We start from the raw sequence: 11,996 nt of genomic DNA on the forward strand, positions 1-11,996 counted from the left end.
CCGGCTCGGCCGGAGGATCTGGTGGTGATGTGCACGCCTGCGCAGTGGCCGGACGACGGGGGTGCCGCTGACCCGGAGCGGCCTGCCGGCAGCGTGCCGTCGTCGCGACCGGTCGACCTCGGGTCGGTCGGCACCCGGCAGGCCGTGCGCGACCACTGGCTGCGCCGGCTGGGCCTGCAGCGCCGTCTGCACGACGGCGCGTCGCTGCAGATCTCCGCACTCGTGCCGCGGCTCGGCGTGGTCCGCAAGCAGCTGTCCGACGACGAGGACGGTGTCCGGCTCTCCATCGACGACCTGCAGGACCAGCTGCACACGGTGCTGCAGGAGCTGCGGGAGGTCTCGCGGGAGATCTACCCACCGTTGCTGGACCAGGCCGGGCTGGGTCCGGCGCTGTGCGAGTTCGCCGACCGCGTCGCCGTGCCCCTGCGCGTCGTGGCACCGGCGGAGCGCTTCGGCCCGGAGGTCGAGGGGGCCGTCTACTTCGCCGTCACCCAGTGCCTCGCCCTGCTCGAGGCCGGGGGGCCGCCGGTCGAGGTGGTGGTGCGCCGCGAGGGGAAGGTGCTCGTCGTCTCCCTGGACGGCGTGCCGGCCCGGCACGCCGTCCAGGTGCTGAGCCAGGTGCAGGGGCTCGGTGGTCAGGTCGGCGTCGCAGAGGGGCCCGGCTCGGGGACGATCACGGTGAGGATCCCGTGCGCGTAGCCCTGGCCGAGGACGGCGCCCTGTTCCGCGAGGGGCTGCTCATGCTGCTGGAGGCCGCGGGGCACGAGGTCGTCGGCTCCACCGCCGACGGGGACGCGCTGGTCGAGCTGCTGGACACCGAACCGGCCGACGTGGCGATCCTGGACATCCGGATGCCCCCGGGGCCCGACGGCGGCCTGGTGACCGCCGAACGGCTCCGGGCACTGCACGCCGACATGGGGCTGCTCTTCCTCTCCCACTACGCCGAGTCCCACTACCTGATGCGGATCCTGCAGATCGGCACCGAGGCCATCGGCTACCGGCTCAAGGAGAAGGTCGGCAGCGTCGACGTCCTGAGCGACACGCTCGCCCGGATCAGGGCCGGTGAGATCGTCATCGAACCGGTCCTGGCCAAACGCCTGGTCGAACACCCCCGCGGGGAGAGGAAGGGAGCCGTCGAGTCACTGTCGCCACGAGAACTGGACGTCCTGCGGCTGATGGCCGAGGGCCGGTCGAACAACGGGATCGCGGCACAGCTGTTCGTCACGCCCAAGGCGGTGGAGAAGCACATCGCCAGCATCTTCGGCAAGCTCCGGCTGGCCGAGGACGCCACCGAGCACCACCGCCGGGTCCTGGCCGTCCTGACGTACCTACGGGCCCAGCGCGACGAGGACTGACCCCGACCGCAAGGGGGGTTGGCGCGGCGTGCCCGTGGGCCTAGCGTGAGCGCACGGCCCGGCCGGGAGCCGGGCGTGGGTCGGTGGTGAGTATGACCCGGGTCAGCACCGCAGTGGTGCTCCGCTGGCTGCTGGTCACCGGAGGGGTGGCCGTGGTGCTGGCCACGGTTGCCTTCGGCGGCCGGGAGGTGATCGACAGCGGGCAGCTCAGGCTGGTGTTGCCGTTCCTCGCAGTCGGCCTCGCGGCCGTCGGGCTCTTCCTGGTGTGGCCCGTGCTCGAGCGCACGGTCGCCCGCGTGGCCGGCCAGAGGCTGGCCAGCCCGTACTCGGCGCTGGCCGAGGCGGCCCGGCGGATCCAGGCCGGGTCCCTCGACCAGGTCCTCCCCGGGCTGGCGCAGGTGCTGGCCGAGGGCACCGGGGCGGTCCGGACCGCGGTCTGGCTGGCCGTGGGAGACCGGTTGGTGGAAGCCGTCCACCACCCTCCGGACACGGGAGGCACGAGTCCACCCGGCCGGACCGTGCGCGGGCTCGCCGATCTGCTCGTGGACCCGGACGTCGACTCCGTCGTGCCGGTGCTGGACGCAGGGGTGCTCCGGGCCGCCCTGACGATCACCAAGCCGGGGTTGATCACCGCAGCCGACCGGGACCTGCTCCACGACGTCGCCAACGGTGCGGCGCTGCCTCTCCGCGTGGTGGCGCTCAACGCCGAGCTCAGGGAGCGGGTCCAGCGGGCCGCCGAGCTCGCCGAGGAGCTCCGGGCGTCTCGCCGGCGGGTTGCCTCGGCGCGGGACGCGGCGCGCCGGTGGCTGCTCGCGGAGCTCTCGCACGCCACGGACGACCGCCTGGCCGCGCTGCGGACGCACCTGGCGGCGACCCGCGCCCGGCTCGCCGACGCGCCGGTCGACCTGGCGCCGGTCCGGGACGCGCTCGCCGACGCCCGGGTCCGGCTGGACGACCTGCTCGACCGGTTCCGCACGGTGGCCAGGGGCGTCTACCCGTCCGTGCTGCGCGACCACGGGCCGGCCGCCGCGCTCGACGAGGTGGTGGCCGACCTGCCGCGGCCGGTCCGGCTCCACGCCCACCTGGGGTCGCGGGCGGCGTGGGAGCTGGAGTCCGGGCTCTACTACGCCGCCGCCTCAGCACTCCGCGAGCTGGCCGGACGACCCGCCGAACGAGAGCTGAGCCTGCGCCTGGAGGAGTGCCGCGGCGAGATCAGCGTGGTCCTCGACGACCCCGCCCCGCCGGTGGCTCCGGCTCGTCTCGAGGCGGTGCTCGCCGACGACGCCGACCGCCTGGTCGCGCTCGGTGGCGGCCTGCGGGTCACCGCACACGGCGAGGACGGTGCCGCCCTCCCCGCCGGCCGGGGCGGCAGTCCCCCCGTCGTCGTCCGTGCCTGGGTGCCCGACCGGGTGGAGCCGGTCGTGGAGGCCGTCCTCGAGATGGAGGTCGCGGTCCGGTGACCGACGGGCGTGCCGAACGACGGGGCGGCACCTGGATCGGTGCCCTCCTCGTCGGGTGCGCGCTGGTGTCGGTCTGCTGGCTGGTCCTCGGGGTGGCCGTGGCCGTGGCGCAGGAGTTCGCCGGCGTCGCAGGCCTCACCCCGGAGGCGGTCGCCGCGAGCGACGTGTGGACGCGGGGCCTGGTCGCCGGGATGCCGCACAGCGAGCCCCTGTCCGTGCTGATCCCCGACGCGGCACTGACCGTGCTCGTCCTCGGCCTCGCGGGGGCCCTGCTGGTGCGCGCTCCCCGCGACCCCGCGCAGCTCCTGCTCGGGACGGCGCTGGCCGCCTCGCCCGCCGCCTTCGGCCCGCAGTCGGACGCGGCGTCGGAGGTGCTGGCCACCGTCACCGGGGTCGACGGGGTTGCTGCGGTCCCCCGGTTCGTGCTGCCCGTGGTCGCCTGCGTCGCCTACGTGCTCGCGCTGGCCTGGGCGCCGCGGAGCGGTCCCCTCTGCCGCCCCCGCACGTGGGTGGTGGCTGCGGCGGTCAGCGTCGCAGCGGCGGCCCTGCTGAGCGCCGCGTTCTTCCCGGACTCGCTTCGCTGCGTCCTCCTGGTCGGGCTCGTGCTGCCGCTCCTCGGGATCGCCGGCCTGCGCCAACAGCTCCGCGCCAGTACCAGCGAGCGGCTGCGGGCGCCGGCGCGGCTGCTCTTCGGCGTGCTGGTCGGAATCGTGGCGGTGGGGGCGGCGCCGGCGGTCATCATTGGCGTAGTGGCGTCGCTGAGCCAGCAGGGGATGGCCGTCGTGGACTGGACGACCGTGGACCTGTCGACGCTCTCACCGGCCCAGGGGCCGATGGTGCTGTGGTACTGGACTGCTCGGCTGTCCCTGCCGGCCGTGGCCATGGCCGTGCTGGTGACCAGCCGCGGGTCCGGTGCCGTGAGCGCGCAGCGGTGGTTCAGCCGCGGGGTGGTCGTCGTCCTGGTCACGGCCTCGATCGGCTGCCTGTACGTGGTCGTCGACTTCCTCTCGGCGAGGTTCGTGTTCGGAGGGAAGCCCGCCCCTCCGCACTTCGTCGTGGGCACGGCCGTGACGGTGAGCGCGCTGGCCTTCCTCCCCGTGTTCCTCTTGACCGAACGCGCGGCCGACCGGTTGCTCTACGGCACCAGGCCGACTCCGTACAGCGTGCTGGCCGAGCTCGCCGCCCTGCCACGGGCCACGACGGGGGGCGTTCCCGACCTGGCCGGCGTCGCGGAGGCGGTCGGCCAGGGCCTGGGCGCCACCACGTGCCGGCTGACCGTGCACCGGCCGGGGCTGCGCGACCGGGACTACCGGTGGGTCAGGCCGGGTGAGGAGGAGGCCGAGACGTCGCTGGAGGTCCCCATCCGGCACGGGGGGCAGGAGGTCGGGACGATCGCGGTCGACCGGGCTGCGGTCGCCGGGGCGGACGACCAGCGGCAGGACCTGCTGGGGGCGATCGCGAACAGCCTCGGGGTCGTGCTGCAGGCCGTGCGGACCGGCATCGACCTCGAGCGCGAGCTGCGGGCCGCGGTGGCCCACGCCGCCGAGATCGCCGACGCACGTCGCCGGGTCGTGGCCGAGGCGGACAGCGAGCGGCGGCGCATCGAGCGGGACCTGCACGACGGGGCCCAGCACCACCTGGTGTCGCTGAGCCTGACGCTCGGGCTGGCCGAGTACGAGGTCCGGGCCGGGCGGCTGGAGCAGGCACGCGCCCGGCTGGACCAGGTCGTCGGGCAGCTCGACACCGCGGAGGCCGTCCTCACCCGGACCGCCACGGGCCTCTCCTCGGCCGCGCTCGCCGAGCGGGGCCTGGTCGCCGCCCTCCGCGACGAGCTCGGGCAGGACCCGCAGGTCCGGCTGGACACCACCGGCGTGACCGTCGACCGGTTCCCCCCCGAGGTCGAGGCCGCCGTCTACTTCTGCTGCCTCGAGTCGGTGAACAACGCCCGCAAGTACGCGGGTGGGGCGCCGGTGTGCGTGTGGCTGCACCGTGCCGACGACCACCTCCTGTTCATCGTCGAGGACGAGGGGCGGGGGTGGGACCCCGAGACCCGCTCGGACCACCTCGGCCGAGGGGTGCGCAACATGACGTCCCGCATCGCGGCCGTCGGCGGACACCTCGACGTCCGATCAGCCCCGGGAGCGGGCACCCGGGTCGAGGGCCGGGTGCCGCTGGGCGATCCGGAGGCGTCCCCACCCGCACCCCGCGCCGTACCGGTCCCCCGTCCCGTCGACCAGGGCCCCACCATGGCCCGCCCGGCCGGCGACCACTAGCACGCGGGTCAGCGTCCTCCGGACGGGCCGGCGTCCGGCCGGCGACCGCGGACCCGTCCAGGGCTACGCGCCACGCGAGGGCACCGCGCCGGGGCACCAGCCGCTGCGGGTGGTGCCCCGTCCTCGCCCGGGGGGCGGGACGAGCCGGCCGTGCAGCTCCCGCCCGCCGCCGGCCCAGTGCAGGAAGTCCTCCTCCCACGGCCGGTCGCGCAGGGCCGCGCGTTCGTGCAGCTCGACCTGGACGGCGAGGAACTCGCGCAGTCCCCGCCAGGCTCGCAGCGTCGTCGCCCTCCAGCGGACCATCGGTCGCCTCCCGCACTGCCCGGCCTCCGGCGGCGTCCGCCGGCAGACCCAGCGTCGACCGCGCAGGGCTCGGGCACGAGTGGCAGGAGAGACGTCGGTCGCGTCGTTCCTGCCAGCTCCCCGACCGGGTCCGTCGGGAGACAGCCGGCGGGGCCGCCGACGCCCGCGGCCGCGGTGGGGTCGCGGGCCGGGTGAGGGGCGACCGCGCGCGGAGGGCCCGCGGTCAGCGACCGCGGGCCCTCCGCGTCGACGAGCTCTCGGCCCTGCGCTCCAGCCTCCTGCCCACGAGGCCGCGCGGGCGTGGGCCGGTCCAGGGGCGGCCTGCGACGGGCGTCCCGCGTCACGCCACCACACGCGCCGGCGTGTGCGCACCCGGCTCCGGCGCGGCCACGACCCAGGCCGTGCGCCCGTGCAGCGGCGGGGTCTTGGTGCCGTCGGTGAACCACACGACGACTCCCCCGTGCGCCTTGCAGCGCGAGCGCACGACCCGGACCTGGCTGCCCTGCCTGGTCCGGGTCGGCCGGACCAGGGGCAGGCCGAAGTCCGTGCCGACCACGTCGGTGGTCAGGACGGGCTCCCCGACGGGCAGGTTGGACGTCGAGACGGTGGTCATCAGGGCCTCCTGGGCATCGAGCCGACCGGCCCACCGGCCTCGGGTGGTCCTCGCTCCGGGCGGTGCAGCCGGCCGCAGCCGGTCGAACGCGTGTTCGATTATGCGCCCCGGGTACGACGGGTGCCATCCCCTCCTCTGGACGCACGCGGACGTCCGCTGCGGGCCGCTCAGAGACCGAGCCGAGCGGACGCCGGGTCCGCCCAGCGACTGCTGGCGTCGTATCCCCGCATGGTGGTCACCGAGGCCCACCTGCCGGTCCGGGCCAGCTCCCGCTCGCTCACACCGGCCTTGTACCCCTCGGTCGCGAACGACCGGCGCAGGCTGTGCGGGCTCAGCCCGTCCAGGGGGACGCCGGCACGCTCGGCGGCACGGCGCAGGACCAGCCGGACCGACGACCTGGCCATCCGCGTCCGGCCGATCCGGGGACGGGCGCCTCGCCCCACGCTGCGGAACAGCGGCCCCGAGCTCCCGGTGAGGCCGGCCGCCTCGACCCAGGCCTGCAGGGCGCGCACCGGGCAGGTCCGTGCGCGCACCCCGGGCGCCAGTGCCAGCACCTCGCCGGAGCCCTCCTGATCGGTCTTCGACCACCGGATGGTGACGTCGGGGCCGCCGTGCCCGGCAGGGGCCAGGTCGGTCACGTCCAGCCCGCAGACGTCCGACGCCCGGAGCGCGAGGGCGAACGAGGTGAGGATGAGGGCCCGGTCGCGGACGCCGGCCACCCCGGCCGGGAGGTCCTCGACGAGCGCGCGGATCGTCTGGGTGTCCAGCGCCCGGGCCTTCCTCGGACGACGGCCGTCGCGGGCCGCCGTGCGCCGGATGCCCCGGAGGACCTCCCGGGTGCCGGGGTGCTCGGAGGGACTGGGGTGCCCGGCCTCCCGGTGCGCGTGCCCGATGCCGGACAGTCGCCGGGCGATGGTCCGCGGGCTCGCCCCCGCGTCGCTGAGCGCCGCGAGGTAGGCCGCCACCGCGGCGTCGGCCGCGGGCAGCGGGGAGAAGCCGCGCTGCCGGGCCCAGGTCGACCAGGCGCGGAAGTCCGCGTCGTAGGCCCTCCTCGTGGACTCGGCCTTGGCCGCGGTGAGGTAGCGCCCCACCGACTCGACGTCCCCGGGGAGCACCAGGCCGCCGTCAGCGGCTCCGGCCACGGCGAGGGCGCCTGTTCCGGTCGTCTCCACCCCCGCGCCGGGCTCTCCGGAGGGTGTCCCGGCCGTCGGGAGTTCGGACTCCATAACAGCTGATTATGGAGTGCTCGGGTCGGCTCGTCCCTCCGTCCGGCGCAGCAGCACGGTCGTTCGTTCGTCAACAACGACTGGCTGTGACGGACGGCCGGCCCCACACTGGGGCCATGACCGCGGTCCGGGCCACGTGCGCCTATCCGGACTGCGAGCGCCCCGTGGCCCCGCCCCCGCCGACCGGCGGTCGCTCGTCCTACTGCTCGCTCCCGGACCACAACCGCACGACCGCCTTCGCCGCCCGCCGCGCGGAGGCAGCCGGACGCGCGTCGACGGCTGCGGAGGCGCCCGCCGCTCCGCAGCCGGGCACGCGTCCCGGCGAGACGCTCACCGAGATCGCCGACCGGCTCCGCTCCACCCTGGGCGCGATCGAGGAGCAGGTGGTCCGCGCCCGCGAGGTGCTGACCAGGGCCGCCGACGCGGAGCTGCTCGAGGTGGAGCGGGCAGCCGTCCGCACCGACGCACGCCGCGAGATCGCCGAGGCCGAGCAGCGCGCGTCCCTCGCCGACCGGGTGCGGGCGGTCGCCGAGAAGGCGACGCGGGAGGCCCTCGAGGTGGCGGCCGGCGCCGAGGCCGACGCCGCCGGCGCCCGGGAGGCAGCGTCCGCCGCCCAGGACGAGGCAGCCGCGGCCCGCGGAGCAGCCGAGGCCGCGGACGCGCGGGCTCAGCAGGCGCGCGCCGACGCGGACGCGGCCCGAGCCGCCGGGAGCGCGGCCGAGGCCGGGCGACGGGACGCCGAGCGGCAGCGGGACGCGGCCGTCCGCGACGCCGGGTCGGCGCGCGGCGAGGCGGCGCGGGCCGAGGAGACGCGGGACCGCGCGCTCGCCGACGCCGCGGCGGCACAGGAACGGGCGACCGCCGCCGAGGCGGCGCGGGACCGGGCGCTGGACGCCGAACGCGCGGCCCGGACCGAGACCGGACGCGCACGGGCCGACGCGGCGCAGGCGGTCAGCCGCGCCGAGCAGGCGGAGGCGGCCGCCCGGCTGGAGACCACCGCCGCGGAGGGCCGTGTCCGGGCGGCGGAGGCCCGAGCCGAGGCCGCGACGCAGCAGGCGAGCGCGCAGGAGGCCCGCGCCGAACGTGCTGAGCGCCGCGCCGAGGAGAGCCGACGGGACCGGCTGCGGGCCGAGGAGGCGCGCGACCGCGCTCTTGCCGACGCGGCGGCGGCACGGGCCGGACAGGCAGCAGCGGCGGCCCACCCGACGGAGGCGGGGAGCGGAGGGAGCTAGGCCGGTCCGGCCGCTCGGTCCTGCCGCGTGCCGCTGCGCGTGACCCGGATCGTCTGCGGGCTGCGGGTCCTCCGGGTGGGCAGGACCTCGCCGAGCTCGACCAGCCGCTCGACCGCGGCGTCCTTGTCCACCTGCGTGCGCAGGCCGCCACCGGACCACTCGCAGTACAGGTCGTCCGCCGGCCCGGACCGGCCCCGCAGGCGTTCCCGGGCGTACTCCTTGTGCCGCTTGGCCTCGTTCTCGGCCGCCCGCCAGGCGTCGTAGTCGTGGACGGCCTCGACGTAGTCCTCGTCGGTCACCGTCAGCCGCGACTGCCGCGACACCTCGCCCTCGGTCTCCGGGTCCACCGGAGGCCCCCAGCACAGGTCGAGGAACGGGCACCAGTCGCACATGGTGTCCACGCCGGGTCCGAACCCGTCGCGGGGGACGGCGTCGACGCCCTCGTCCTCCACGGCGGCGTAGACGTCGGTGAGCCACATGATGGCCTCGGCGGTCAGCGCCGGGTCGTGGTCGGCCTCGAAGACGACGTCCTCGCCCGAGTCGCGGGACAGGTAGCGGATGCGCAGCCCGTCGACGTCCTGCCCGTCGCCGGCCGGCAACCGGCGGTCGGCGGTCTGCCCGGTCCGCAGCAACCAGGCGTAGACGGCGACCTGGAACCAGTGCCGGACCGGGACCCCCCGGGTGAGGACCCGCTCGAAGCCGAACCGGGACGTCGTCTTGAGGTCCTCCACGACCGGCGCGTGCCACCAGTCGCAGCGCCCCCGGACCTGCTCGCCCCTGAGGCCGACCTCGGTGAGGCCGCCGTACTGGCGGCGCAGCGCGCGCAGCACCCCGCGGTGCAGTTCGGTCCCCATGAAGGCCTGCAGGCCGGTGCGGGTGTTGGTGGGACGGCGGCGGGCGATGCGGTAGGCCGCACGGCGGCGGCACTCGCCGAGCTCGGAGGCGCCGATCATCCGCTGGCGGGAACGGGCCCGGCGGCTGTCGAGGTCGCGGACCGCGGCGGCCAGGCTCGGGGCGGCCCGGCGCTCGGCGGCGCTGGGCCGGGCGGGCAGGACGGCGGTCATCGCGTCTCCCTGGGGTCGGGGGTGCCGGAGCGGGGCCGGGGGGCCGGCCCCGCTCCGGCGGTTCGGCTCAGGCGACGTCCGTGCGGTCGTCGCCCGCGGCCCGCTGGGTGGCGATGACGTCGCGGACCAGTGCGGTCAGCCGCCGGGTGGCCACCTGCTCGGCGGGCCGGCCGAAGCGGGCGGCGATCTGCTCCTCGGTCACGCCCAGCGCCTCCAGGCTGGCCAGCACGCCACGGCGGGCGGCGTTGAGCCGGCGCTCCCCCGGGTCGTCCGGGGTCGGCGAGGGCTCGAGCAGCGGGTTCGCCGGCGTCTCCTCCCGGCCGGTGGACGGTCGGGCGGCCGCGGCGGCGGCCCGGGCGGACTCCACCACCGCGGCGGGCGTCTCCGGGGCGGACGTCTGGCCGGCGGCCGAGGCCCTGCGGCGCCCGGCGGGGTGGGACTCCACCGACGCCTCGAGGAACTCCTCGTGCCGGGCCTGGATCAGCTCGGCGACGGTGTACGAGCCGCCGGGGGTCGGGACGTCGACCTGCAGCATGCCGCTGCGGTTGGCCTCGGCCCACACCTCGCGCAGCTCGTCGTCGTCGCCGGCGTCGCCGATCCGCGCGACCAGGTCGCCGGCGTCGGGCTCGCGCCGTCCGCCCGCCCGAGCAGCCTGCCGACCGGCCGGGGCCTGCTCGGTCCGCTCGTGCTCGAGCAGCCCGCCGCCGTGGAAGGGCACGAGGTCGCGGACGTGCGCGGTGCCCGGATCGCACTTCAGGGCGTCGAACACCAGCCACTCCAGCAGCCGGCCGTCCGCCTTCTTGTCGGTGACCTCCTTGGCCGGGTCGTCGTTGGGCTTGATGCCGACGTGCACGCTGCGCGCGCCGACGATCAGCGGCCGGCGCCCGCGGCGCAGCCGCACCCACACGCTGGCTGCGTAGGGGAACTCGCGGTGGGTCTGCACCGACCACGTCTTCTGCCCCTCGATGGGCCGGCCGTTGGCGTCGACCTCGGTGACCTCCTTGCCGCGGGCGGTCACGACGACGATGCCGGGGAAGGTGAGCAGCTCGGTCTGCAGCTTGCGCCAGCGCGCGCCGGCGTCGTTCCACAGGTTCTGGCTGATGGTGATCTCGGCGTTCGGGTCGCGCTTGAGCAGCTCGCGGTTGCGGGCGGACCTCGCGGCGCGCTCACTCGCCCAGTCCTTCAGGCCGTCCCAGATGGCCGAGCCGGTGTCGATGCCGAGGACCACCGGCGGCTCGCCGGCGTCCGCGGCGCGGCGCGCCTGGGCCTTGACCGCCTGGACGGCGGCCAGGACCGCGGCGTAGGAGCCGTCGTGCTCGACCAGCTCGTACTTCGCGCCGGGGATCGCGCCGTACTCGTCACCGGCGCCCTCGTTGAGGTCGATCCAGTACAGCGTGCCGATCTTGTCCGAGGCGCTGAACTGGGCCAGCGCCCACGACTTCCCGGCCTTCTCCTCCCCCTCCAGGAGGATGCACGGCCACGGCACGCGACCGGTGGGCTTGCGGGTCTTGAGGCCAGAGACGGCCATGGTGAACTCCTCGTCGACATGGGGAAGATGTCGACCCGAAAGCTAGGGGTGGGTACTGACACATCCATCCGCCGATCGCGCAAGCACATCCGGCCCTCCGTGCGAACCCGCAGGTCAGCGCGGCACAGGAAGGCCGATCGGCGTGTCGGCCGTTCGCTGTCGGCGTAACCGGCGCCCCTCACGGCCGCACCCGGGCCAGCTCCCGCCGGGCGACCGGGGCGGGGCGATCGCGGCAGCCACGGGAGAGCTGCCCGGCCCCGGAGTGGCGGGCGTCCTGCGGGGAGGCGGCGCGGCTCGCCGGACGAGGGAGCAGGCAGCACTAGCGTTCGGGAGCGTGAGCGGCTTCTCCCACGGCGGTCCGGGTGGCGACGCGGTGGACGCCGCCGCACTGCGAGGAGCAACGCCCTACGACCTGTGGCAGTGGAGCCAGGAGACGTCGCAGCGCCTCGGGGACATGTACGAGCGGATCCTCGACGCCGGCACCCCGCAGGCGTGCCGGGCCGCCGCACCCGAGTTCCTGCGACTGACGCGCCGCCTGCTGGCGCTGCGGCTGACCGTGGTGGCCGCCGACCGGCGGCTGGCGTTCGAGCAACGGGTGCCGCCGGCCGACGGCGTCGCGGTGGCCGCACTGTGGGCGGAGGTGTTCTGGGCAGCGCGGGCCGAGTCGCCGGACGACGACTCCGGTGTGCTGGAGGAGGCGGACGCGTCCGTCCGCGGCCTGCTGGGCCTGTCCGCGGTCGACCTGGCCGACCTGCACGCCGTGACGGCCTGGTGGGAGCGGCTGCAGCAGGTGGAGCAGACCTTCGACGGCCTGGAGATGCAGGCGCAGGTGGCGCTCGAGGCTCGCCAGGAGCTGCACGAGCGCCAGCTGGAGGAGCGTCGCCTGAACACGCCGTGACGCCCTCCCCCGCTCGGTTCCGGGTGCTCCACGGCCGGGACCGC

At 76.2% G+C, this 11,996-nt stretch carries 11 protein-coding genes; 6 read left to right on the forward strand and 5 right to left on the reverse strand.

Annotated elements, in window-relative coordinates:
- The first annotated feature begins 27 nt into the window (after positions 1-27).
- The 4 genes from BLS21_RS05115 (at position 28) to BLS21_RS05130 (ending at position 5,088) form a co-directional block, all read left to right on the forward strand.
- Positions 28-699: a sensor histidine kinase gene (locus tag BLS21_RS05115; protein ID WP_139177019.1), complete on the forward strand. Its 672-nt coding sequence runs from the start codon at positions 28-30 to the stop codon at positions 697-699.
- Positions 690-1,355, forward strand: coding sequence for a response regulator transcription factor (locus tag BLS21_RS05120; RefSeq protein WP_091214677.1), 666 nt, complete (start codon positions 690-692; stop codon positions 1,353-1,355). Before BLS21_RS05115 ends, BLS21_RS05120 begins: the two co-directional genes overlap by 10 nt.
- 92 nt (positions 1,356-1,447) lie before the next feature.
- Positions 1,448-2,815 carry a hypothetical protein gene (locus tag BLS21_RS05125; RefSeq protein WP_091214680.1) on the forward strand — a complete coding sequence of 456 codons (1,368 nt, stop codon included), beginning with the start codon at positions 1,448-1,450 and terminating at the stop codon, positions 2,813-2,815.
- Positions 2,812-5,088, forward strand: coding sequence for a sensor histidine kinase (locus BLS21_RS05130; protein ID WP_091214683.1), 2,277 nt, complete (start codon positions 2,812-2,814; stop codon positions 5,086-5,088). The genes BLS21_RS05125 and BLS21_RS05130 overlap by 4 nt, the downstream gene beginning before the upstream one ends.
- 63 nt (positions 5,089-5,151) lie before the next feature.
- Here the strand turns inward: BLS21_RS05130 and BLS21_RS05135 are convergent, their stop codons facing one another.
- The 3 genes from BLS21_RS05135 to BLS21_RS05145 form a co-directional block, all read right to left on the reverse strand.
- Positions 5,152-5,391, reverse strand: a complete 240-nt coding sequence (locus BLS21_RS05135; RefSeq protein ID WP_091214686.1) for a hypothetical protein — start codon at positions 5,389-5,391, stop codon at positions 5,152-5,154.
- A gap of 340 nt (positions 5,392-5,731) precedes the next feature.
- Positions 5,732-6,004, reverse strand: a complete 273-nt coding sequence (locus BLS21_RS05140) for a hypothetical protein (RefSeq protein ID WP_091214688.1) — start codon at positions 6,002-6,004, stop codon at positions 5,732-5,734.
- 167 nt (positions 6,005-6,171) lie between these two features.
- On the reverse strand, positions 6,172-7,146 hold the full coding sequence (locus tag BLS21_RS05145) for a site-specific integrase (RefSeq protein WP_245700069.1): 975 nt from the start codon (positions 7,144-7,146) through the stop codon (positions 6,172-6,174).
- Positions 7,147-7,346: 200 nt separating this feature from the next.
- On the opposite strand from BLS21_RS05145, the gene BLS21_RS05150 reads away from it, so the two are divergent.
- Positions 7,347-8,462 (forward strand): hypothetical protein, encoded by a 1,116-nt coding sequence (locus BLS21_RS05150; RefSeq protein ID WP_091214690.1) that lies wholly within the window; start codon positions 7,347-7,349, stop codon positions 8,460-8,462.
- Here BLS21_RS05150 and BLS21_RS05155 read toward each other — a convergent pair.
- Entirely contained in the window at positions 8,459-9,526 is a 1,068-nt protein-coding gene (locus BLS21_RS05155; protein ID WP_091214692.1) for a PD-(D/E)XK nuclease family protein, read from the reverse strand. The genes BLS21_RS05150 and BLS21_RS05155 overlap by 4 nt on opposite strands.
- A 67-nt stretch (positions 9,527-9,593) precedes the next feature.
- Complete coding sequence (locus BLS21_RS05160) at positions 9,594-11,054, reverse strand: hypothetical protein (RefSeq protein WP_091214695.1); 1,461 nt, start codon at positions 11,052-11,054, stop codon at positions 9,594-9,596.
- 334 nt (positions 11,055-11,388) lie between these two features.
- Between BLS21_RS05160 and BLS21_RS05165 the strand changes: the two genes are divergently transcribed.
- On the forward strand, positions 11,389-11,952 hold the full coding sequence (locus tag BLS21_RS05165) for a hypothetical protein (RefSeq protein WP_091214697.1): 564 nt from the start codon (positions 11,389-11,391) through the stop codon (positions 11,950-11,952).
- Positions 11,953-11,996 lie beyond the last annotated feature (44 nt).

This window comes from Geodermatophilus siccatus, assembly GCF_900103785.1.
In the GTDB taxonomy this organism is placed as follows: Bacteria; Actinomycetota; Actinomycetes; order Mycobacteriales; family Geodermatophilaceae; genus Geodermatophilus; species Geodermatophilus siccatus.